Origin of the sequence: Castellaniella daejeonensis (genome assembly GCF_039523555.1) — a bacterium.
Lineage (GTDB): Bacteria > Pseudomonadota > Gammaproteobacteria > Burkholderiales > Burkholderiaceae_B > Castellaniella > Castellaniella daejeonensis.
This window is the reverse complement of record NZ_BAAAFN010000011.1, coordinates 14,056-35,801: the sequence shown is the minus strand read 5'-3', so window position 1 is coordinate 35,801 and position 21,746 is coordinate 14,056. Positions and strand designations below refer to the sequence as shown.

The following is a 21,746-nucleotide window of genomic DNA, read 5'->3' as shown; positions in this document are numbered from 1 at the left end:
CTCATTTTCCATTCTTTCGTCTTCATTCCTCTATCCGAACCACTGCCATGTCGATCCGCCTTCGTGCCCTGCCCCTCGTCCGACGCCTGTCCATGCTGGCCGCTGCCCTGCCGCTGATGGCCGGCACCGCATGGGCGGCGGAGGTGAACCTGTACACCACCCGCGAGCCCAAGCTCGTCGAGCCGCTGCTCGAGGCCTTCACGCAGGATACCGGCGTCAAGGTCAACACGGTCTTCGTCAAGGACGGCCTGCTCGAGCGGGTACGCGCCGAGGGCGAACAATCGCCCGCCGACCTGCTGATGACGGTGGACATCGGCAATCTGCTGGACCTGGTGGACGGAGGCGTCACCCAGCCGGTCGACTCCGCCGCCCTGAAGGCCGCCATCCCCGCCAATCTGCGCGGGGACGATGATCAGTGGTTCACCCTGTCGCTGCGCGACCGGGTCGCCTACGTCGCCAAGGACCTGGACATCCAGACCTTCCACTACGAAGACCTGGCCGATCCGCGCTGGAAGGGCAAGGTCTGCATCCGTTCAGGCCAGCATCCCTACAATACCGCGCTCATCGCCGCCCTGATCGCCCATGACGGCGCCGAGGCCGCGGAACAATGGCTGCGCGGCGTGAAGGCCAACCTGGCCCGTCCCGCCACTGGCGGGGACCGCGACGTGGCACGCGACATCCTGGGCGGGATCTGCGACGTCGGCATCGCCAACGCCTACTATGCCGGCCACATGAAGAACGCGGCCGAAGGCACCGACGCCCGCCGCTGGGGCGATGCCATCCGCGTCATCCGGCCCACGTTCAAGAACGCGCCGGGCACGCACGTGAATATCTCGGGCGCCGCCGTGGCGCGCCATGCGCCGCACCGCGCCGAAGCCGTCCAGCTGCTGGAATACCTGGTCACCGACAAGGCGCAGAGCCTCTACGCCCGGGCCAACTATGAATACCCGGTGAAGAAGGGCGTCGCGCTGGATCCGACCGTGGAGAGCTTCGGGCCGCTGGCGATCGACCCCCTGCCCCTGACCGAGATCGCCCGCAATCGCAAGCAGGCGAGCGAACTGGTCGACCGCACCGGCCTGAATCAATGACCATCCATCGGGGCGCGCACCTCGGCAGCCGCGGCGAGGCCGGACGGGGCTGTGCGGCCCGATAAGCGGGAAACGCCATGACAGCGAACGGCCGCTTCCAGGCCTGGCCCTGGCACGCCGGAACGGCCCTGGCGGCGCTTGCCGTGCTGGCGCCGATCCTGGCCCTGGTGGGCCAGGCGGGCCAGGGTTCGGGCGCCCACTGGGGCCACCTGCTGCAATTCGTGCTGCCCGGCGTGCTGGCCCAGACCCTGGGCCTGCTGATCGGCGTCGGTCTCCTGGCTGCCGCCCTGGGCGTGGGAGCCGCCTGGCTGGTCACGGCCTACGATTTTCCGGGGCGCAGGGCGTTGTCCTGGGCGCTGCTGCTGCCGCTGGCCGTGCCCACGTACATCGTGGCCTATGCCTATCTGGACATCCTGCACCCTCTCGGCCCCGTCCAGGAAGCCGTTCGCGCCTTGCTGGGCTATTCCAGCCCGCGCGAATTCCGCCTGCCCGACCTGCGCAGCCTGCCGGGCGCCATCGTGCTGCTGGCCTTCGTGCTCTATCCCTACGTCTACCTGACCACCCGGAGCATGTTCGCCAGTCAGGCCGCCCACCTGATGGAAGCCGCCCGGCTGCTCGGGCACGGCCCCTGGAGCGCCTTCCTGCGCGTGGCGCTGCCGCTGGCACGGCCGGCCATCGCGGTCGGCCTGTGCCTGGTGCTGCTGGAGACCCTGAACGATATCGGCGCGTCCGAGTTCCTGGGCGTCCAGACCCTGACCGTGGCCATCTACACCACCTGGGTGACCCGCTCCGACCTGGCGGGCGCCGCCCAGATCGCCCTGGTATCCCTGGCGCTGGTGACGCTGCTGATCGCAGTCGAACGCCGTGGCCGGCGGCGCCTGCGCTATACCGGAAACCGGCGGGCCGCGCCGATCAGGCGGCATGTGCTGCATGGCCCGGCGGCCTGTCTGGCCACCCTGCTGGGCCTGGCCCCGGTCCTGATCGGTTTCGCCGCGCCCGCAGCGTATCTGCTGGCGCTGGTCCTCGAGCGCCTGGGCACGGGCCAGGGGCCCTCGCCCGCCTTGCTGAGGGCCGTCGGGCAGACGCTCACGGTCTCCGCACTCGCCACCCTCTTCGCCCTGGCCATCGGCCTGGTCGTCGCCTGGAGCCGGCGCATCCTGCCCCGGGTGCATGCCTGGCAGGGTGCCCTGCCCCGCCTGGCCACGCTGGGCTACGCCGTGCCCGGCACCGTCCTGGCGATCGGCCTGCTGTTTCCCCTGATGGCGATCGAGCGCGGCCTCTCGGCGCTGCGCGCGGCAACCGGCATGGATCCGGCCGGGCTGGTGCTGCTGGGCACCCCCACCGCCCTGGCGCTGGCCTACGTGATCCGCTTCCTGACCATTCCCGTGGGCACGCTGGAGGCTGGCCTGGACCGGATCCCGCCATCCCTGGACCAGGCCGCACGCCTGCTGGGGGAAAACGTCCACGGCATGCTGCGCCGCGTGCATCTGCCCCTGCTGCGCCCGGCACTGGCCGCTTCGGCGCTGCTGATCTTCGTGGATGCGATGAAGGAACTGCCGGCCACCCTGCTGCTGCGCCCCCTGAATTTCGATACCCTGGCCACCTGGCTATACGCCGAAGCCGCGCGCGGCACCTACGAGGAAGGCGCCATTGCCGCCCTGTGCATCGTCGTCGCCGGCCTGCTGCCCGTGATCCTGCTGGCCCGCCTGATGGACCGCCCCACCGCCTGAGATTCCGACATGCTGGAACTGGACCGCATTTCCCTGAGCTACCCCACCGACCACGGCCGGCGCACGGTGCTGCGTGAACTGAGCCTGACCCTGGAGGCCGGCCAGATCGCCTGCCTGCTGGGCGCCTCGGGCTGCGGCAAGACCACCGTGCTGCGCGCCATTGCCGGCTTCGAGCCACTGGAAGGCGGCTCGATCCGGCTGGATGGGCGTCTGCTGTCGGGTGATGGCACTCGCGTCGAACCCGAGCATCGCCGCGTGGGGATGATGTTCCAGGACTATGCCCTGTTCCCGCACCTGGACGTGGCGGCCAACGTCGGTTTCGGCCTGCGCCGGCTGGACGCACCGGAACGCGCCCGGCGCGTGCGCGCCCTGCTGGATCTCGTCGGCCTGTCGGGCCAGGAAACGCGCCGTCCCCACGAACTGTCCGGCGGACAGCAACAACGCGTGGCGCTGGCCCGCGCGCTGGCGCCCGAGCCCGATCTGCTGCTGCTCGACGAGCCGTTTTCCAACCTGGACGTGGATGCCCGCGAAAGGCTGGCCTTCGAACTGCGCGATCTTCTGAAGGCGGCCGGTCGGACCGCCCTGGTGGTCACCCACAACCAGGCCGAGGCCTTTGCCGTGGCGGACCGGATCGGCATCCTGCAGGAAGGCCGCCTGGCCCAGTGGGACACGCCTTACGGCATGCACCACCACCCTGCCACCCCCGAAATCGCGGCCTTCATCCACCGGGAAGCCCTGCTGGCACGTCGCGCCCAGGCCAATCTGCGCGGCGCGCCTCCGGCCGCCGCCTGAACGATCCGGATTCACCCGGCGCCGGTCAGTCCCCGAACGCCTGATCCGCATCCGGTTCGTCGAGCCCCAGCTCCCGGCACTTGCGGGTCAACGTATTGCGCCCGATCCCCAGACGCAGCGCGGCTTCGCCCCTGCGCCCTCCGGCCTGACGCAGGCCTGCCCGCAACAGCGCGCGCTCGAAGTCGCGCTGCAGGGCATCCATGACACCGGTCTCCCGGCGGGCCAGGCGGCCCAGCGCCTCGGCTTCCAGTGCTGCGCGCCAGTCGGACCGGGGCGCGGCCGCGGCGGCTTCAGTCCCCGGTGCGGGCCGCGTCGCATCGTCCGGCTCGGGTCCAGCCTTCGCCTGCAGGGGCACAACGGCGGCTCCCGTTTCCAGGATCTCGGGTGGCAGGTCTTCCAGGCCGACTTCGGCACTCGGCGCCATCACTGTCAGCCACTGGCAGATGTTCTCCAGCTGGCGGATGTTGCCGGGATAGTCGAAGCGCCGCAGCGCCTCGAGGGCGGATGCATCGGGCCGGCGTACCGGCACGCCGAGTTCCGCCGCGCTGCGCGCCAGGAAATGCCGCGCCAGCGACTCGATATCCTCGCGGCGCTCCCGCAAGGGAGGCAGGCGCAGGCGGATGACGTTCAGGCGATGGAACAGGTCGGCGCGGAACAAGCCTGCGCGCACCCGCTCTTCGAGCGGCTGGTGGGTTGCGGCCACGATGCGCACATCGGCCCTGACGGGGCGCGCCCCGCCCACCCGGTAGAAAGCGCCTTCGGCCAGCACCCGCAGCAGCCGGGTCTGCAATTCGGCGGGCATGTCGCCGATTTCATCCAGGAACAGCGTGCCGCCGTCGGCTTCCTCGAAGCGCCCCCGGCGCGACTGGACCGCTCCGGTGAAGGCACCGCGTTCATGGCCGAACAGCTCGGCCTCCAGCAGGTCGCGGGGGATCGCAGCCGCATTCACCGCCACGAACGGACCGTCTGCGCGGCGACTGTGGCGATGCAGTGCCCGGGCCACGAGCTCCTTGCCGGTTCCGGATTCTCCCGTGATGAGCACGGTGGCGCCGGATTGCGACAGGCGGCCGATGGCCCGGAATACGTCCTGCATGGCGGGCGACTGCGAAGGCGCCATTTCCGCCTCGCCGAGCACGGCCCATGCATCGGTCTGGTTTTCCTGGACGGCACCGGCCCGGGATGGCGCCGACTGGGCGGCGCGGGCGATCAGCTCGACGGCCGACTGGATGTCGAACGGCTTGGCCAGATAGTCGAAGGCGCCCTGCTCGAAAGCCGCCACCGTCGTGTCCAGGTCGGTGTAGGCCGTCATCATGATGACGGGCAGGTCCGGCAGGCGGGCACGCACCGCCGCCAGGACGGACAGCCCGTCGGGACCCGGCATGCGGATGTCGGACACCAGCACGGCGGGCATGCGCGGATCCGCGGTGCCCTCCAGTGCATCGAGCGCCTCTTTCAGCGCGATGCCATCGGCAAAGCTGCGGACCGGCCAGCCGGCCTTGTCCAGTGCCTTTTCCAGCACCCAGCGCATGCCCGGTTCGTCGTCGAGGATCCAAATCGTATTCATGCTGATCTCTGCCTCATGCGACTTCCAGCGGCAGCAGCAGGCGGAATTCGGTGCGGCCCGGAACAGAATCGAATTCGAGCAAACCGCCCTGCCCCTGCAGGCATTCCTGGGCCAGGCTCAGGCCCAGGCCCGTACCCTGTGCCCTGCCGGTGACCAGGGGGTGGAACAGCTTGTCGCGCAAGGCCTCGGGCACGCCGGGGCCGTTGTCGGCAACCGCGATCCGCAATCCCATGCGGTGCTGGCCATTGGCCAGCACCGGCTGATGCAGGATGCGGGTGCTCAGGTGCAGCACGGGATCGTCCAGGGACGGGGACTCGGCCAGCGCCTGCGCGCCATTGCGCGCCACGTTCAGCAGTGCCTGGAGCAGACGGTCGCGGTCGGCTCGCATGTCCGGCACCGAAGCATCGTAGTCGCGCTCCAGGCGAATCCGCTCGCCGAACTCCAGGCGTATCAGTGCGAGGACGTGCTCGCATACCTCATGCACATTGAAAACGCTCGGCGCTACGGCTTGCTGGCTGGGCGATGCCAGGCGGGTGACCAGATCGGCAAGGCGATCGGCCTCGGTCACGATCACGCGAGTGTATTCGCGCAGATCGTCGCGCGGCAGTTCCATGTCCAGCAGCTGGGCGGCGGCCCGCAGCCCGGCCAGCGGGTTGCGGACCTCGTGGGCCAGGTTGCGCAGGGTTTCGCGCTGGGCCTCCTGGCGGCCACGGGCCTGCCGCAGGTCGTCCAGATGGCCGCCCTGGTGAACGGGGATCTCGATCAGCCAGGACCAGGGCTGGCCCTGCAGGGCGGTCTTCAGGACGCTGTCGCGGCCGTCCAGCCAGGGCCGCGCTGGCTGTCCCGCCAACTGCCGGCGGGACTGGCCCAGCAATTCTTCCGCCGCGCTGTTGGCGTGGCGGATGCGGAAGGACTCGTCCAGCAGCAGGACCGCGGTACGCAGCAGGTCGAGGCCGGACGTGTCCATCGCATGTCCTACTGGGCGTAGTACATGTCGAATTCGACCGGGTGCGGGGTGACACGCAGGCGGTCGAGTTCGTTGGCCTTCAGGTCCAGGTAGGCGTCGATCAGATCGTTGCTGAAGACCCCGCCGCGCGTCAGGAACTCGCGGTCGCGGTCCAGCGCTTCCATGGCCTGATCCAGCGACGAGCACACCGTCGGGATCTTGGCATCTTCTTCCGGCGGCAGGTCGTACAGGTTCTTGTCGGCCGGGTCGCCCGGGTGGATCTTGTTCTGGACGCCATCCAGGCCCGCCATCATCAGGGCGGAGAAAGCCAGGTACGGATTGGCCAGCGGATCCGGGAAGCGCGCCTCGACGCGGCGTGCCTTGGGGTTGCTGACATAGGGAATGCGGATCGAGGCCGAACGGTTGCGCGCGGAATACGCGAGCTTGACCGGCGCTTCGTAGTGCGGCACCAGGCGCTTGTAGGAATTCGTGCCCGGATTGGTGATGGCGTTCAGGGCGCGGGCATGATGGATGATGCCGCCGATGTAATACAGGGCGAATTCGGACAGGCCGCCATAGCCGTTGCCGGCGAACAGGTTCTGGCCGTCCTTCCAGATGGACTGGTGCACGTGCATGCCCGAGCCATTGTCGCCCACGACGGGCTTGGGCATGAAAGTCGCGGTCTTGCCGTAGACGTGGGCCACGTTGCGGATCACATATTTCATGATCTGGGTCCAGTCGGCGCGCTGCAGCAGCGTGGAAAAGCGGGTGCCGATTTCCATCTGGCCGCAATTGGCGACCTCGTGGTGATGGACTTCGACGGGCACGCCCATCTGTTCCATCAGCAGGCACATTTCCGAACGCATGTCGGCAAAGGAATCGATCGGCGGCACGGGCACGTAGCCGCCCTTGATGCCCGGACGGTAGCCCAGGTTGTTGCCGTTGGCCTCATTGGCGTTGGACCAGACGCCTTCGTCGGACGAGATCTTGACGAAGCTGCCGCTCATGTCCGCGTTCCAGCACACGCCGTCGAACACGAAGAATTCGGGTTCCGGGCCGAAATAGGCGGTATCGCCCAGGCCGCTGGACTTCAGGTAGGCTTCGGCGCGGCGGGCCAGGGAGCGGGGGTCGCGGTCGTAGCCCTTCAGGTCCGACGGCTCGACCACGTCGCAGGTCAGGATCAGCGTGGTTTCTTCACGGAAAGGATCCAGGCGGGCGGTCCCGGCGTCAGGAATCAGGATCATGTCGGACGCCTCGATGCCCTTCCAGCCAGGCAACGACGATCCGTCGAAGGCAACGCCCGATTCCATCCGGTCCTCGTCCATCTGGCTGGCGGGAATGGTCAGGTGGTGCTCCCGACCCAGGGTATCGGTAAAGCGGCAATCCACGAACGCCACTTCGCGTTCGGCGATCATCTGCACAACGTTTTCAGGGGTGGACATAAAAGCTCCTGCGCCAAGTCATATCGTCAAAGGGGAAAGCTCGAGGCTTCGTTGGCTTCAATAGCAATGTCCGTGCCAACTTTTCAGGCCGCCATCCCGGGGCAAAAACCGGGGAATGGCGCCCATTTTCCGCCACGGCGGCGCATGGACGCACCATTAAAGTGCATATTCTAGTGCGATTGGTGCAACGAGCGCACCTTTTTAGTGCATGCAGATCGAACCGTGTCCGAATCGGCGCATGAACATGCCGGTTCGGATCCGCCATGAGGCGGTCAGGCCAGGAACTCCATCTGCAGCTCGTTCAGGAAGCTCCAGCCCCGGGGCGTGGCGCGGATGCGATCCAGGCCGGGTTCGAGCAGACCGCGGTCCACCGCGCGGTGGATGGCCGGCAGAATGGCCATGAGCGACAGGCCGGTGCGTTCGATGAACAGTCCGCCCTCCACGCCTTCGCGCAGGCGCAGTGCATTGAGCATGAATTCGAAGCTCAGGTCGTCGTGGCTCAGCTCGCGGTGCTCGACCACGTGCTTGCCGGCGCCTTCGGTTGCCAGCCGCATCCAGGCATCGGGCATGCGCGCCCGCGCCTGGCGCGTGATGCGGTCCTGGAAAGAGATCTTGGAATGCGCCCCCGGACCGATCCCCAGGTAGTCGCCAAAGCGCCAGTAGTTCAGGTTGTGCTGGCAGGCCTGGTTGGGCCGGGCATAGGCCGAGACCTCGTAGCGATCGAAACCCGCCGCCTGGGCCAGTTCCGCCACGCGATCCTGCATGGCCGCGCTCAGTTCATCGTCCGGCACCCTGGGCGGATACTTGGCGAAGACCGTATTGGGTTCCAGGGTCAGGTGGTACAGCGACAGATGGCCCGTGCCGAAAGCCAGCGCCTCGCGCACGTCACGCTCGCACTCTCCCAGGGTCTGTTCGGGCAGCGCGAACATCAGGTCCAGGTTGACCCGGTCCACGGCGCGCTGGGCCATTTCGATGGCCGCACGCGCCTGGGCCGCGTCGTGGATGCGTCCCAGGCGGCGCAGCTTGTCATCGTCGAAGCTCTGGATGCCCAGCGAGATCCGGTTCACGCCGGCCTGGGCATAGCCCTGGAAGCGGGCCGCCTCGGCCGTGCCCGGATTGGCCTCCAGGGTGATCTCCACGTCGGGAGGCAGGTTCAGGTAGGCGCGGAACAGGCCGATGATCCGGTCGATCGCCTCGGCCGACAGCAGGCTGGGCGTGCCGCCGCCGAAGAACACCGTCGAAACCTGACGGCCCCAGACGTCGGGTACGGCCTGCTCCAGGTCGGCCTGCAGGGCCTGCAGGTAGGCCTCTTCCGGCAGCTCGCCGGAGCGCTCATGCGAATTGAAGTCGCAATAGGGACACTTGTGCACGCACCAGGGCACGTGCACGTACAGCGACAGCGGCGGCAGCGCCACCAGGCCGGGCTTGCCGCGCACGCCGGGCCGCCCGTCGTCCTCGCGCCCGGGCGTTGGCACAGGAACCAGACGCTTCATCGATTCTCCTGAGTCAGGCCCGCATCCTGGCCGAATTCGCTGCGCAGGGCCTGCAGCAGCCCGCGCAGCGCGCGCGCCCTGTGGCTGAGAATGTTTTTCTGCTCCAGGGGCAGCTCGGCGGCTGTCATGCCCAGTTCGGGCAGATAGAAATAGGGGTCGTAGCCAAAGCCGTTGCTGCCCCGTGGCGCATCCAGGACTTCGCCGTCCCAGGAACCCTCGACCACGATCGGACGCGGATCGTCGGCGCTGCGGACATAGACCAGGACGGCGACGTAGCTGCCGCGCCGGTCGGCCCGGCCGGCCATCTCGGCCACCAGCCTGGCATTGTTGGCCGCATCCGAGCGTGTGCCGTCCGGCGCCTGAGCGTAGCGCGCCGAATACACCCCCGGCGCGCCACCCAGGGCATGGACGCACAGACCCGAATCATCGGCCAGCGCAGGCAGGCCCGTGGCGCGGCTGGCATGGCGCGCCTTGGCCAGGGCGTTTTCCACGAACGTATGGAAAGGCTCGTCGGCCTCGGGCACCCCCAGCGCGCTTTGCGGCACCATCTCGATGCCGGCCGCCGACAGGCTGGCGGAAAATTCCTTTAATTTGCCCGGATTGCCCGAAGCCAGCACGACGCGGCGCATCATGCCGACTCCAGCGCGCGCGCCTGGGCGCGGACCAATTCCTGGATGCCGGCGGCCGCCAGGTCGAGCAGGCGGTTCAGTTCGTCGCGGCGGAAGCTGCCGCCCTCGCCCGTGCCCTGCACCTCGACGAAATCCCCCGCGCCGGTCATGACCACGTTCATGTCGGTATCGCAGGCGGAGTCCTCGGGATAGTCCAGATCCAGGATCGGCCGGCCGTCCACGATACCCACCGACACGGCAGCCACCTGGCCGCGTAGCGGATCGGCCGCCAGCCGGCCCCCGGCCATCAGGCCGCGCACGGCCAGTGCCGCCGCCAGCCAGGCGCCGGTGATGCTGGCGCAGCGGGTGCCACCGTCCGCCTGCAGCACGTCGCAATCCAGGTGCAGCGTGCGTTCGCCCAATGCCTTCAGATCGAACACCGCACGCAGGCTGCGGCCGATCAGGCGCTGGATTTCCTGGGTCCGGCCGCTCTGCTTGCCGCGAGCCGCCTCGCGGTCGCCCCGTGTATGCGTGGCGCGCGGCAGCATGCCGTATTCGGCCGTGACCCACCCCTGGCCCTGCCCTTTCAGGAAGGGCGGCACCTTGTCCAGCACGCTGGCGTTGCACAGCACGCGGGTGTCGCCCATGCAGGCCAGTACCGAGCCTTCGGCGTGACGCGTATAACCGGTCAGCAGTTCGATGCGGCGCAGTTCGTCCGGCCTGCGGCCGGACGGCCGCACGGGAGTGGAGTCGTGGGAGAAAGGGGTCATCATGGGGAAAATTCCTGCCGGGAAGGCCGGTGAGGCCGGACTACAATAAGGCCCCATTGTAGATAAACGCCGACGAGACCGCCCCATGATCCGCAGCATGACCGCCTTTGGCTCCGCCCGCCTGGACTCCGACGCCGGATCGATCAGCGCGGAAATCCGCAGCGTCAACAACCGCTACCTGGATCTGAGCCTGCGGATTCCGGAAGACCTGCGTTTCGCTGAATCGCGCCTGCGCGAACTGGTGGGACGCGACATCCTGCGGGGCAAGGTCGAGATCAAGCTGTCCTATGCCGCCATCGAGCGCGACACCCTGCGCCCCCTGGACGCCGAGGCCGTGCGCGCACTGGCCGAGCAACTGCAATGGGCCCGCAACTTCATTCCCGATCTGCCCGCGCCCGCCCTGGCCGAACTGCCGCGCGAAGGCGTGCTGCGAGGCGGTCTGGATGCCGAAACCTGGCTGCCCCTGTGCGAACAGGCCTGCGCTCGCGCGCTGGAAGAATTCGGTGCCGCACGCCTGCGCGAAGGCTCAAGGCTGGCACAGGCCATGCTGGCCATGGCCGACGAGATCGACGCCATCGTCGTGCGTGTGGACGCCGAGCTGCCGGCCCTGGTGCAGCAGCACCAGGACCGCATCGCCCAACGCCTGCGCGAGGCCCTGGAGGCCGCCAGCCCCGAAGGCTTCGCAGCCATCAGCGGGGCCGAACTGAGCGCCCGCATCGCCCAGGAAGCCAGCCTGTTCGGACTGCGCGTGGACGTGGCCGAGGAACTCACCCGGCTGCGCTCGCATCTGCAGGAACTGCGCGAAATCCTGTCCGGCACGCATGCATCCTCGGCGCGCGGCGGCAGCGGCAAGCGCCTGGACTTCCTGTTCCAGGAAATGAACCGCGAGGCCAACACCCTGGGCTCCAAGGCCGCCGCCCTGTCCGTCACCCAGGCCGCCATCGACCTGAAGCTCCTGATCGAGCAGATGCGCGAACAGGCGCAGAATATCGAATAGGCTCCCTGAAGGCCTCGTGGCGTAACGCCCGCGTTTCATCGACGCGAAGGTGGTGCGCGCCAGCCTAGCCGCGGCGGCGGCGCCACGCCCTGGCCCTGCGCCATGCGCGCAGGTCGATCTGGCGGCGCATGCGGGCGCCTTCACGCAGCCGGCGGCTATGCGCCGAGATCACGTCGCCCCGGGTCAGCATGCCCAGCATGCGGGTCGGATCGGCGGGATCGACCACCAGCAGCCGGCCGACGTTTTCCATCGCCATATGGTCGGCCGCCTGGCGCAAGGTATGAGCCGGCGTCACCACCACGGCAGGCCGCTGGATCAGGTCGCCCAGCCGGGCCTGCTCGGGCCAGTGCGCGTCGAAGAACGTCCTGCGCGTCAGCACCCCGAGCACCCGGCCCGCCGAATCCAGGATGGGATAACCCTGGTGCTGGGATTCGGGCGCGGCGCTCGCGATCCAGGCGCGCACTTCGCCGATGGTCCGGTCGGCGCCCAGGGTTGTCACTTCGTGCTGGCAGGCATCGCCGACCAGGATGCGCTCCAGGTAATCGGCCTTGTATTCCGAAGGCACGCGCACGCCCCGGCGGGCGATCTTTTCCGTCATGATGGTGTTGCGCATCATCATCGCCGACACCAGGTAGGCCGCCGTGCAGGCGCCCAGCAGCGGCAGCAGCCCCGCCGGCTGGCCGGTCGTCTCGAAGGCGAAGACGACGGTCGTGAACAGGGCCCGCGAGGCGCTGGCGAACAGCGCCGCCATGCCGACCAGGGCGGCAATGCGCGGATCGATGCCCAGCCACGGCAGTGCCTGGCCCAGCAACAGGCCGGTCATGGCGCCCAGCGCCCCGCCGATGGTGAACATGGGCGCCAGCGTGCCGCCGGACGTCCCGCTGCCCAGGCAGATCGACCACGAGATGAACTTCATCAGGCACAGCCAGGCCAGCGCACCCATGGCCAGACGCCCGTTGAGGATGTCCTCGATGTTCACATAGCCCACGCCCAGCGTCGGCGGCGCCAGCCAGCCCACCAGCCCCACCACCACGGCCCCCAGTGCGGGCCACCACATCCAGTGGATCGGCAGGCGCTCGAAGCCGTCCTCGATGGCATAGACGACCCGCGTCACCCAGACGCCGAGCACGCCGATGGCCGCCCCGATCAGCACATAGGACGCCAGCGCGGCGCCGCCCGGCGTGGACACCGGATCCATGAGGAAAACCGGCGTCGTGCCCATCAGCAGGTCGCGCGCGCCGGTCGCGGTGACGCAGGCCAGCGCCACCGGGATCAGGGACCGGCCGCGCAGCTCGAACAGCAGCAACTCCACCGCGAGCGCCACGGCCGACACCGGTGCGGCGAACACGGCCGCCATGCCCGCCGCTGCCCCGGCAGCCAGCAGCACCTTGCGCTCGCTGGCCGTCACCTTCATCAGCTGGCCGATCAGGGAGCCCAGCGCACCGCCCGTGGCGATGATCGGCCCTTCGGCGCCGAAAGGCCCCCCCGTGCCGATCACGACCGCAGAGGACAGCGGCTTGAGCAGCGTGATGCGGGTGGGAATGCGCGACTCGTTGAGCAGGACCTGTTCCATGGCCTCGGGAATGCCGTGGCCCCGGATTGCCTTCGACCCCCAGCGCGCCATGCCGCCCGCGATCAGGCCGCCGATGACCGGCACGCCGATCACCCAGGCACCCAGGTGCGGGACTGCGCCGGCCGGGGAGCTGAACGCAGTCGACCAGGTGCCGTAGAAACTGAGGTTCGTGATCAGCCCGATCAGCTTCATCAGCAGCCAGGCCACGCAGGCCGCAGCCAGCCCCAGCAGCACCGACACGCCGATCAACCGGATCAGGCGGGCGTCGAATCGGGTCAGGCTGCGCGGCATGCGTACCTGGGCCAGGCTGAGCCCCAGGTCGGGTGCCACGGGCAGGCCGCCGGTCTGTGTCTGCGCCAGCGGCGGCAAGGGATGATCCGGCGGGGCCGGATTCGGGGAGTGTTGTTCCGATATGGGCAAGAAACTTCCAGCCTTTTGAAAACCAAGGACAACATTCCATTATGAAGCTTCAAGCTTTAAGGAAGCTGATAGCCCCGCCTGCGCATGCATGCCGCGCACCGATGGCTCGGTTCCTGCATGTTTTGGGGAAATCCCTATTTCGGCGCCAACTTGATGCAAGTTAAGGCATTCAGCCAGAAAACGGAATTCAGAGCTCGAAAACCCCTTTTCCCCTGATCACTATTTCTTAGCGAATTTATCTAAAGTAAATTATTAAAATAATCAAATAATATACTGATTAATAGGAATAATACCGAACCATCCGGTTGATTGCCGAATCACGACAAGATCACATGTCATCCCGCACCGCAGCAATCAAAACCATCGTTTGATGTTTTCCGGATCGATTGCGCACCAACCATATCCCTCATCCCGGTTGATGGCTTCGAGTGGCCGGCCCACCCCCACTCCTAGACTGTTCTCGTCATCCACAACCCGGAGGGAAGACGGACATGACGCAACGCATCATCGACGGGGTGCTGTCGGCCCTGGCCGGCCTGGTCAGCGTACTGCTGTCCTGGCCCTATTGGCGAGATTTCGAATACTGGCCCGAATCCCATGCCATGTGGTGGCTGTACATCGCCGTGGGCTATGTCCTGGCGGTCTACGTGTTCTACACGTTCCTGGGCAGCCTGCGCACCCTGTTCCTGCACGACGAACAGGCTCGCCCGGCAACTGGCCGGGACGCCCTGGCACAGGAGGACAGGTCATGAGCTGCCTGAACGGAACCGATTGCCGCGAAACGGCAAAACGCCGCTCGGCCCTGGCCGTGCTGGCACTGATGCTGGCGATCTTCCTGCTGCTGTCCGCCTGGTCCTTCCTGCCTTCCCGCAATCAGGTCGTGCCCGATGACATCCAGTACGGCGGTGCCAGCGCGGTGGAAGGCAAACGCGTCTTCCAGGCCTACAACTGCATGGGCTGCCATACCATCGTCGGCAACGGCGCCTATTTCGGCCCCGACCTGACCCGCATCCACGCCGAGGCCGGCCCCGCCTGGCTGGCCGCCTTCCTGCCCTCGGCGGGCGGCTGGCCCACATCCGCGGCCGTGCGCGTCCAGCTGCAGAATCCGGCGATCCGCGAAGACGCCGGCACCGACGACCTGCAGGCCTACCTGCAGCGCTACCCCGGCGCGGCCGAGCGCCTGGAACAGCGCGCAGGCCAGCATTCCCTGATGCCCAACCTGCCATTGAACGCCCACGAGGTCGCGGCGCTGATCGCTTTCCTCAAATACACCTCTTCCATGCACACCGAAGGCTGGCCGCCGAAACCGCACGCGAACCGTCGGGTTCCCGCCTCATGGGCCCCGAAGGCGCCCATGGCCGGCAACGGCGCGGCAGCCGGCCAGACCGCCGCCGCGGCCTCTTCGCCTGCCCCGTCTTCAGCCGGGGCGCAGCCCCAGGATCTCGTGGCGCGAGGCCGGCAACTGGTGTCCGACCTGGGCTGCGTGGCCTGCCACGCCACCGACCAGAAACGCACGGTGGGCCCGGGCTGGGGCCAACTTGCCGGTCACGAGGTCCAGCTGGCCGACGGCACCACGGTCACGGCGGACGAAGCCTACCTGGCCCGCTCGATCCGCCAGCCCGATGCGCAGATCGTCGCGGGCTACCCGCCGCATGTCATGCCATCCTACGACGCGCTGATCGACGAGGCCGACATGAAGGCCATCGTGGCCTACCTGAACAGCCTGTGAAAAGGAAGCCAACATGATCAAGATCGACTACCAGACGCAGCGCCTGAGCCTGCGCTTCTTCCTGCTGATGCTGGTGCTGTTCGGCTTCCAGGTCCTGTTCGGCCTGCTGATCGCCGTGCAGCACGTGGACCCGCGCCTGCTTTCGGGCATCCTCAACTTCAACGTCCTGCGCGCCGAGCACACCAACCTCGGCATTCTCTGGATCCTGTCGGGCTTCATCGGCACCATCCTGTTCGTCGGGCCGCTGCTGTCGCGCCGCGAACTGGCCGCACCGGGGCTGATCCGCTTCCTGTTCTGGGCCCTGCTGGCCGTCACGCTATGGAACATCGCCACCCAATCGCTGGCGGCGCGCGGCGTGGCCGGCTGGTGGCTGGGGCAGCCCTGGCTCCAGGAAGGACTGGAATACCTGGAGGCCGGGCGCGCCGCCGACATCGTCATCTTCGTCGGCTTTGCCATCCTGGCCTGGGTGGTGCTGCGCACATTCCCGGCACGCCGCGAGTGGAACGAGATCCACTGGGGGCTGGCGATCGGCGTGAGCGCCCTGACCTTCGTCTGGCTGTTCGGCGTATTCTTCGTCGAACGCCTGGACCTGCAGGAATACTTCCGCTGGTACGTGGTGCACTACTGGGTGGAAGGCGTATGGGAAGTCATCCACATCAGCCTGGTCGGTTTCCTGCTGGTGCTGATGTTCAAGGCCGACGTCAAGGCGGTGGGCTATGCCGTGTTCTGGGGGGTCGCGATGGTGTGGCTGTCGGGCCTGATCGGCAACGCCCACCACTATTTCTGGATCGGCACGCCGGAATTCTGGCAATTCTGGGGATCGCTGTTCAGCGCCCTGGAACCGCTGCCCCTGGTGTTCTGCTTCTGGCACATCTACCTGGACGCGCACCAGGACCGCCGCCCGCTGGAAAACGCGCCGGCCTTCTATTTCATCCTGGGCTCGGTGGTCCTGGAGCAGGTCGGGGCGGGCATCCTGGGCTTCACCATGACATTCGCGCTCACCAACGTCTGGTCGCACGGCACCTGGGTCACGCCCAGCCATGCCCACCTGGCGCTGTTCGGCACCTTCGGCATGCTGGGCATCGCGTCGGCGTACTATGCGATTCCCCTGCTGCGCGGCGTGAAGGATTTCGATCAGCGGCTCGGGCGGATCGCGTTCTGGCTGGTTTTCGCGGGCATGCTGGGCATCGCCTTTGCCTTCGCGATCGGCGGCACGATCCAGGTGTTCCTGTACCGCTCCATGGGGCTGAGCTGGTTCGGCGGCCAGGTCTTTCCGGCCATGCAGTTCTACAAAGTCCTGGTGCCGGTCTTCGGCCTGGTGTTCCTCGCAGGCGCGGGCCTGCTGGTCTATGACCTGCTGACGCTCGGACTGCGCGCCCGCGGGGCACCGCAGCCCAGGAAAACCTTCCGGCCGGCCGACCCGGGCCGCTGGCACCGCACGCTGCACGGCACCGAAGCCGGGCTGTGGCTGGCGGGCATGTGGATCTTCGGCGCATTCATCACCCTGGGCCTGCTCAGCTTCAACCTGGACGCCGTTGCCCTGGGTGACCCGACCATTCCCTACATCCTGGCCGGGCTGGGCTATCCGGGCCTGCTGCTGATCACGCTGCTGTTCGTCTGGCGCTTCCTCGCCTCGCTGGAAGCCCGGCCGGCCCCCGAAACAGCCGCCCCGGGCATGGATCAGGCCATCGATCAGGCTGCGCGGGCCTGATGCGGCCGGTGCAAGGCGGCCTGGCGCACCACCCAGGTCGCCAACAGGAAGGGCGCCGTCAGGGACGGCAGCCCGAGCAGCTGGAAGCCGCGCATCAGACCCAGACTGAGCAACACAGCGGCGCAGGGCCAAAGCCAGCGGCCCGGGCGCACTGCCCGCAGCGCCTCGGCCGCCAGCACGGCATTGAAGCCGTACAGACCCAGCGCAGCCGCATCGGCCGGAAAGCCGGCCAGCCCGGCCACCAGCAGGCACAGGGCGGACGCCAGGCCGGCGGACAGCGCCGCCCGGGGTGACCCCAACGCCAGTCCCAGCCAGCACAACGCGCCCGCCCCGAGATCATCCAGGAACATCACCTGACCGATCCCGCGCAGCAGGCCCTGCACCGCGCCGATCCAGCCGGCACCGGCGACATCAGCCGCAACTGCCGCTTCCCGGGCCAGGCCCAGGCTGATAGCAACCGCCATCAGCAGCCAGGTCACCAGGACGAACGGCGCCGTATAAGGCGGCAGGCCGCATCGGCGCCGCCACGCATGGGCCATCCACGCGGACAGGCAGGCCAGCGGCACCACCAGCGACCAGGCAAGCAGTCCTGGCGGCAGCACGGCCATGACGCCCAGCCCGGTCAGTGCGCCGTTGTAGCCGTGCAGTCCCGCCCGGCTGCCGGGGACATCGCCCGCGGACAACCCCCATGCGGTTCCGGCCGATGCGCCCAGCAGGCAGGCCCCCGCCAGCGTCCAGGATTGCCAGGCGGCGGCACCCAGCAGGAGCAACCCGGCCCAGGCGCTGGGCAGAAGATAGACCTGGCCGATTCCGCGCAGCAGCATGCGGCCGAACGCGACGCCGGACGAATCAAGAATCTGCAAGAACATGGTGGAATGCCTGGCACATGAATCGAAGAACCCGAGCCGCGATCGTACTGCGGACGTACGGCGGGCGGACGTCGCGCGCGTAATAGGGATCATGCGGCAGGCGCATGGCCGGGACCGGCGTACAATGCCTTGGGTGTCCTTGCCCGTCCTCGACGGGACACTTGCATCCCGGAACACCCCCACGATGAAAAACACGCTTGCCACGGCGCCGACTACCGCCTCCCAGTCCGACCCCGGCGTCGCCTTCCCCGTCCTGGGCGCCATCAGCATCACCCACCTGCTCAACGACATGATGCAGTCGGTGCTGCTGGCGATCTACCCGGTGCTGCAGGGCCGCTTCGACCTCAGTTTCGCCCAGGTCGGCATCATCACGCTGGCCTTCCAGTTCTCGTCCTCGCTGCTGCAGCCAGTGGTGGGCCGCCTCACGGATCGCCGGCCGATGCCCTATTCCCTGCCGATCGGCATGGGCTTCACATTCTGCGGTCTTCTGCTGCTGTCGCAGGCCTGGAGCTTTCCCCTGGTGGTGCTGGCCGCCACGCTGGTGGGTGCGGGATCCTCGGTCTTCCATCCGGAATCCTCGCGGGTGGCGCGCATGGCCTCGGCCGGCCGGCACGGCCTGGCCCAGTCGATCTTCCAGGTGGGCGGCAATATCGGTTCCTCGATCGGCCCCCTGCTGGCCGCCCTGCTGATCGTGCCGCACGGCCAGGGCAGCGTCGCCTGGGTATCGCTGGCCGCGCTGGCCGGCATCTGCATCCTGCTGGGCGTCAGCCGCTGGTACGCCGCCAACCTGACCGGCGTGCGCGGTCGCTCGTCCCTGCGCAAGACGGACAACGGCCTCTCGGCCCGGCAGGTGCGCGGCGCCGTGTTCATCCTGCTGCTGCTCATCTTCAGCAAATACTTCTACCTGGCGGGGTTGAACAGCTACTTCACCTTTTTCCTGATCGACCGCTTCGGCCTGGACATCCAGCAGGCGCAGTATGCCCTGTTCGTGTTCCTGGCAGGCGCGGCTGCCGGAACGCTGGCGGGCGGCCCCATCGGCGACCGCATCGGCCGCAAGCGCGTCATCTGGGCTTCGATCCTGGGCACGGCGCCGTTCTCGCTGGCCCTGCCCTATGCAAACCTGCACTGGACCCTGATCCTTGTGTTCTGCGCCGGGTTCATGATCGCCTCGGCCTTCCCGGCGATCGTCGTCTATGCACAGGAACTCATGCCCGGCAAGACCGGTACGGTCTCGGGCCTGTTCTTCGGCCTGGCCTTCGGCATGGGCGGAATCGGCGCCGCCGCGCTCGGCCGGCTGGCCGACGCCACCAGCATCGCCTTCGTCTACCACCTGTGCGCCTTCCTGCCCCTGCTGGGCCTGGCGGCCTTCTTCCTGCCGGATACGCGGCGCCGTTCCGCATGAAGGCCCCCGCTTCCCGCACAGCCGCCTGGCTGACGGCGGCCAGCCTGTTGCTGCTGGCGGCGAACCTGCGCCCGCTCTTTCCCAGTACGGCCATCCTGCTGCCCGAACTGACCCAGGCGTTGGGACTGAGCGGCGCCCAGGCCGGCTACCTGACCACCCTGCCCGTGCTGTGCATGGGGCTGTTCGCCCCCTTTGCGCCCCGCCTGGCCCAGCGCACCGGCATCGAGCGCACCCTGCTGCTGGTGCTGGCGCTGATCGCTGCCGGCACGGCCCTGCGCGGCATCCTGGGCACCGCGGGCCTGTTCCTGGGCACCGGCCTGGCCGGCGCCGGCATCGCGCTGGGCAATGTGCTTCTACCCAGCCTGGTGAAACGGGATTTTCCCGATCGCGCGGCCCTGATGACCGGCCTGTACACCATGAGCCTCGTCGGGGGTGCGGCCCTGGCGGCCGCCGTCACGCTGCCGGTCACCCAGGCCCTGGGCGGCCGCTGGGATCTCGGCCTGGCGCTCTGGGCCATTCCGGGCGTGGCCGCGATGGCGGCCTGGGCCCCGATCGCCCTGCGCACATCCGGCCGGACTACAGCGGGGCGCCACATCCTGCCGGTCCGGGGCCTGCGCCGCGACGGCCTGGCCTGGGCCGTCACCCTGTTCATGGGACTGCAGTCGGCGCTGGCCTATTGCGTGCTGGGCTGGATGGCGCCGATGCTGCGCGACCGCGGCCTGGACGGCACCGAAGCCGGCCTGGTGACCTCGCTGTCGATCCTGGTGCAGGTCGCCGCCTGCCTGCTGGTGCCCATGGCGGCGGCACGATGCCGGGACCAGCGCGGTCTCGCCGTCCTGCTGTCGGCAATGGCCGCCCTCGCCCTCATCGGCATGATCGTGGGACCGCGCTGGGCCATCTGGCCGCTGGCCGTGGCACAGGGCATCGGTCAGGGAGGACTATTCGCCCTGGCCGTGATGCTGATCGTGCTGCGTTCCGGGGATGCGCACGTGGCCGCCCATCTTTCCAGCATGTCGCAGACCACCGGCTACATCCTGGCTGCCTGCGCACCCCTGCTGATCGGGATTCTGCACGACTGGGCCGGCAATTTCCGGTCCTCGACCACACTGCTGGCCGGGCTCGGCCTGAGCACAGCCCTGGCCGGCTGGCTCGCGGGCCGCAATGCGCTGGTGCGCGCCTCGGCCATCCGGGCGGAGGACGCGGCCCCGGTGTCTCGAAATCCCGCCGCCAGCCCCTGCCATGCCACAGGCCCGGCCGCGCCCGGCAAGCAGGCGGACTGAGCCGGCACGCCGAAACGACAGATCGCTGAAATGGAAATGGCCCGCCGCGCAAATGCGTGGCGGGCCATTCGGAGAGCGGTGCAGGAGCCTGCCCAGGGCAGGCGGAATCAGAGCCCCGCGCGCGAGAACACCAAGGTCGCGTTGGTGCCGCCAAAGCCGAAACTGTTCGACAGCGCGGTTTCGATGCGGGCCTGCGGCAAGGTTTCGCGCAGCACGTTCATGCCTTCGGCCGCCGGATCCAGGGTGTCGATATTGGCCGATGCCGCAACGAAGCCGTGCTTCATCATCAGCAGGGTGTAGACGGCCTCGTTCACGCCCGCCGCGCCCAGCGCGTGGCCCGACAGGGACTTGGTCGAGGCGATCCAGGGCTGGTCGTCGCCGAAGACCTCGCGGATGGCCTCGAGTTCCTTGACGTCGCCCACCGGCGTGCTGGTGCCGTGCGTGTTGATGTAGTCCACGCGGGTGTTCACACCCTGCAGCGCCTGGCGCATGCAGCGGGCCGCGCCTTCGCCGGACGGTGCCACCATGTCGTAGCCGTCGGACGTGGCGCCGTAGCCGACGATCTCGGCCAGGATCCGCGCGCCGCGCGCCTTGGCGTGCTCGTATTCCTCGACCACCAGGATGCCGCCGCCGCCCGAGATGACGAAACCGTCGCGATCGGCGTCATAGGTGCGCGAGGCGCGTTCGGGTGCATCGTTGTAGCGCGTGGACAGCGCTCCCATGGCATCGAACATGAAGGACAGGGACCAGTGCTCTTCTTCGGCGCCGCCGGCGAAGACGATGTCCTGCTTGCCCAGCTGGATCTGCTCGACCGCATTGCCGATGCAATGCGCGCTGGTGGAGCAGGCCGAGCTGATGGAATAGTTCACGCCCTTGATCTGGGCACCGGTGGCCAGGCACGCCGACACGCCGCTGGCCATGGCCTTGGTGACCATGTAGGGGCCGACGCGGCGCACGCCTTTTTCATGCAGGGTCTGGATGCCGTCGTTGATGGAGGAATGCGAAGCGCCCCCCGCACCGACGATCAGACCGGTGCGCGGGTTGGAGACCAGATCCGGCGTCAGGCCGGCGTCCTCGATGGCTTCCTGCATGGCCAGCCAGGCATAGGCATGGCCGTTGGCCATGAAGCGGCCGAGCTTGCGGTCGATCCGGTCGAGCGCGTCCAGGCGCACCGAACCCGCCACATGCGAGCGCAGGCCCTGTTCCGCGTATTCCGGCTGGAACGTGATGCCGGAGCGCCCATGGCGCAGGCTGTCGAGAACCTCGGTCTGGTTGTTGCCCAGGCTGGACACGATACCCATGCCGGTGACGACGACACGACGCATGATCGAA

At 68.2% G+C, this 21,746-nt stretch carries 18 protein-coding genes; 9 read left to right on the top strand and 9 right to left on the bottom strand.

What is annotated here, in order from left to right; genetic code table 11:
* Positions 1 to 47 precede the first annotated feature (47 nt).
* The 3 genes from ABD022_RS07310 (at position 48) to ABD022_RS07300 (ending at position 3,610) form a co-directional block, all read left to right on the top strand.
* The gene (locus ABD022_RS07310; RefSeq protein WP_414647450.1) at positions 48 to 1,088 is read left to right on the top strand and encodes an extracellular solute-binding protein; all 1,041 of its coding nucleotides are present in this window, start codon (positions 48 to 50) and stop codon (positions 1,086 to 1,088) included.
* Positions 1,089 to 1,165: 77 nt separating this feature from the next.
* Positions 1,166 to 2,818, top strand: a complete 1,653-nt coding sequence (locus tag ABD022_RS07305; protein WP_343820691.1) for an ABC transporter permease — start codon at positions 1,166 to 1,168, stop codon at positions 2,816 to 2,818.
* Positions 2,819 to 2,827: 9 nt separating this feature from the next.
* Positions 2,828 to 3,610, top strand: a complete 783-nt coding sequence (locus tag ABD022_RS07300) for an ABC transporter ATP-binding protein (RefSeq protein ID WP_325125771.1) — start codon at positions 2,828 to 2,830, stop codon at positions 3,608 to 3,610.
* A 25-nt stretch (positions 3,611 to 3,635) separates the two neighbouring features.
* Here the strand turns inward: ABD022_RS07300 and ntrC are convergent, their stop codons facing one another.
* The 6 genes from ntrC to rph form a co-directional block, all read right to left on the bottom strand.
* A complete protein-coding gene (gene ntrC / locus ABD022_RS07295; RefSeq protein WP_343820689.1) occupies positions 3,636 to 5,174 on the bottom strand; it encodes a nitrogen regulation protein NR(I) in 1,539 nt (512 codons plus the stop codon).
* Positions 5,175 to 5,187: 13 nt separating this feature from the next.
* The gene (locus tag ABD022_RS07290) at positions 5,188 to 6,141 is read right to left on the bottom strand and encodes a two-component system sensor histidine kinase NtrB (RefSeq protein WP_325125767.1); all 954 of its coding nucleotides are present in this window, start codon (positions 6,139 to 6,141) and stop codon (positions 5,188 to 5,190) included.
* Between the two features lie 8 nt (positions 6,142 to 6,149).
* Positions 6,150 to 7,562: a type I glutamate--ammonia ligase gene (glnA, locus tag ABD022_RS07285; RefSeq protein ID WP_325125765.1), complete on the bottom strand. Its 1,413-nt coding sequence runs from the start codon at positions 7,560 to 7,562 to the stop codon at positions 6,150 to 6,152.
* A gap of 272 nt (positions 7,563 to 7,834) precedes the next feature.
* On the bottom strand, positions 7,835 to 9,055 hold the full coding sequence (gene hemW / locus ABD022_RS07280) for a radical SAM family heme chaperone HemW (RefSeq protein ID WP_343820687.1): 1,221 nt from the start codon (positions 9,053 to 9,055) through the stop codon (positions 7,835 to 7,837).
* Positions 9,052 to 9,684 carry an RdgB/HAM1 family non-canonical purine NTP pyrophosphatase gene (rdgB, locus tag ABD022_RS07275; RefSeq protein ID WP_325125856.1) on the bottom strand — a complete coding sequence of 211 codons (633 nt, stop codon included), beginning with the start codon at positions 9,682 to 9,684 and terminating at the stop codon, positions 9,052 to 9,054. The genes hemW and rdgB overlap by 4 nt, the downstream gene beginning before the upstream one ends.
* Positions 9,684 to 10,433: a ribonuclease PH gene (gene rph, locus ABD022_RS07270; RefSeq protein WP_325125853.1), complete on the bottom strand. Its 750-nt coding sequence runs from the start codon at positions 10,431 to 10,433 to the stop codon at positions 9,684 to 9,686. The genes rdgB and rph overlap by 1 nt, the downstream gene beginning before the upstream one ends.
* Before the next feature lie 85 nt (positions 10,434 to 10,518).
* Between rph and ABD022_RS07265 the strand changes: the two genes are divergently transcribed.
* Positions 10,519 to 11,430: a YicC/YloC family endoribonuclease gene (locus ABD022_RS07265; protein WP_325125761.1), complete on the top strand. Its 912-nt coding sequence runs from the start codon at positions 10,519 to 10,521 to the stop codon at positions 11,428 to 11,430.
* Between the two features lie 64 nt (positions 11,431 to 11,494).
* Here the strand turns inward: ABD022_RS07265 and ABD022_RS07260 are convergent, their stop codons facing one another.
* Positions 11,495 to 13,372: a chloride channel protein gene (locus ABD022_RS07260; protein ID WP_343820685.1), complete on the bottom strand. Its 1,878-nt coding sequence runs from the start codon at positions 13,370 to 13,372 to the stop codon at positions 11,495 to 11,497.
* 542 nt (positions 13,373 to 13,914) lie between these two features.
* Between ABD022_RS07260 and ABD022_RS07255 the strand changes: the two genes are divergently transcribed.
* From ABD022_RS07255 to ABD022_RS07245, 3 genes are read left to right on the top strand one after another with little or no spacing between them, the layout of a single operon-like run.
* On the top strand, positions 13,915 to 14,175 hold the full coding sequence (locus ABD022_RS07255; RefSeq protein WP_325124621.1) for a hypothetical protein: 261 nt from the start codon (positions 13,915 to 13,917) through the stop codon (positions 14,173 to 14,175).
* Positions 14,172 to 15,152, top strand: a complete 981-nt coding sequence (locus ABD022_RS07250) for a c-type cytochrome (RefSeq protein WP_325124620.1) — start codon at positions 14,172 to 14,174, stop codon at positions 15,150 to 15,152. The genes ABD022_RS07255 and ABD022_RS07250 overlap by 4 nt, the downstream gene beginning before the upstream one ends.
* A 13-nt stretch (positions 15,153 to 15,165) precedes the next feature.
* Entirely contained in the window at positions 15,166 to 16,863 is a 1,698-nt protein-coding gene (locus ABD022_RS07245) for a cbb3-type cytochrome c oxidase subunit I (RefSeq protein WP_343820683.1), read from the top strand.
* On the opposite strand, the gene ABD022_RS07240 is transcribed toward ABD022_RS07245, so the two are convergent.
* The gene (locus ABD022_RS07240) at positions 16,845 to 17,732 is read right to left on the bottom strand and encodes an urea transporter (RefSeq protein ID WP_343820681.1); all 888 of its coding nucleotides are present in this window, start codon (positions 17,730 to 17,732) and stop codon (positions 16,845 to 16,847) included. The genes ABD022_RS07245 and ABD022_RS07240 overlap by 19 nt on opposite strands.
* 184 nt (positions 17,733 to 17,916) lie before the next feature.
* Between ABD022_RS07240 and ABD022_RS07235 the strand changes: the two genes are divergently transcribed.
* Both ABD022_RS07235 and ABD022_RS07230 read left to right on the top strand, forming a co-directional pair.
* A complete protein-coding gene (locus ABD022_RS07235; protein WP_325124617.1) occupies positions 17,917 to 19,134 on the top strand; it encodes an MFS transporter in 1,218 nt (405 codons plus the stop codon).
* Entirely contained in the window at positions 19,131 to 20,414 is a 1,284-nt protein-coding gene (locus tag ABD022_RS07230; RefSeq protein WP_325124616.1) for a CynX/NimT family MFS transporter, read from the top strand. Before ABD022_RS07235 ends, ABD022_RS07230 begins: the two co-directional genes overlap by 4 nt.
* A 107-nt stretch (positions 20,415 to 20,521) precedes the next feature.
* On the opposite strand, the gene fabB is transcribed toward ABD022_RS07230, so the two are convergent.
* A complete protein-coding gene (gene fabB / locus ABD022_RS07225) occupies positions 20,522 to 21,739 on the bottom strand; it encodes a beta-ketoacyl-ACP synthase I (protein WP_325124615.1) in 1,218 nt (405 codons plus the stop codon).
* Positions 21,740 to 21,746 lie beyond the last annotated feature (7 nt).

Coding starts and splice junctions, on each gene's coding strand:
- ABD022_RS07310 (WP_414647450.1), top strand. CDS start 48: ATGTCGATCCGCCTTCGTGCCCTGCCCCTCGTCCGACGCCTGTCCATG.
- ABD022_RS07305 (WP_343820691.1), top strand. CDS start 1,166: ATGACAGCGAACGGCCGCTTCCAGGCCTGGCCCTGGCACGCCGGAACG.
- ABD022_RS07300 (WP_325125771.1), top strand. CDS start 2,828: ATGCTGGAACTGGACCGCATTTCCCTGAGCTACCCCACCGACCACGGC.
- ntrC (WP_343820689.1), bottom strand. CDS start 5,174: ATGAATACGATTTGGATCCTCGACGACGAACCGGGCATGCGCTGGGTG.
- ABD022_RS07290 (WP_325125767.1), bottom strand. CDS start 6,141: ATGGACACGTCCGGCCTCGACCTGCTGCGTACCGCGGTCCTGCTGCTG.
- glnA (WP_325125765.1), bottom strand. CDS start 7,562: ATGTCCACCCCTGAAAACGTTGTGCAGATGATCGCCGAACGCGAAGTG.
- hemW (WP_343820687.1), bottom strand. CDS start 9,055: ATGAAGCGTCTGGTTCCTGTGCCAACGCCCGGGCGCGAGGACGACGGG.
- rdgB (WP_325125856.1), bottom strand. CDS start 9,684: ATGCGCCGCGTCGTGCTGGCTTCGGGCAATCCGGGCAAATTAAAGGAA.
- rph (WP_325125853.1), bottom strand. CDS start 10,433: ATGACCCCTTTCTCCCACGACTCCACTCCCGTGCGGCCGTCCGGCCGC.
- ABD022_RS07265 (WP_325125761.1), top strand. CDS start 10,519: ATGATCCGCAGCATGACCGCCTTTGGCTCCGCCCGCCTGGACTCCGAC.
- ABD022_RS07255 (WP_325124621.1), top strand. CDS start 13,915: ATGACGCAACGCATCATCGACGGGGTGCTGTCGGCCCTGGCCGGCCTG.
- ABD022_RS07250 (WP_325124620.1), top strand. CDS start 14,172: ATGAGCTGCCTGAACGGAACCGATTGCCGCGAAACGGCAAAACGCCGC.
- ABD022_RS07245 (WP_343820683.1), top strand. CDS start 15,166: ATGATCAAGATCGACTACCAGACGCAGCGCCTGAGCCTGCGCTTCTTC.
- ABD022_RS07240 (WP_343820681.1), bottom strand. CDS start 17,732: ATGTTCTTGCAGATTCTTGATTCGTCCGGCGTCGCGTTCGGCCGCATG.
- ABD022_RS07235 (WP_325124617.1), top strand. CDS start 17,917: ATGAAAAACACGCTTGCCACGGCGCCGACTACCGCCTCCCAGTCCGAC.
- ABD022_RS07230 (WP_325124616.1), top strand. CDS start 19,131: ATGAAGGCCCCCGCTTCCCGCACAGCCGCCTGGCTGACGGCGGCCAGC.
- fabB (WP_325124615.1), bottom strand. CDS start 21,739: ATGCGTCGTGTCGTCGTCACCGGCATGGGTATCGTGTCCAGCCTGGGC.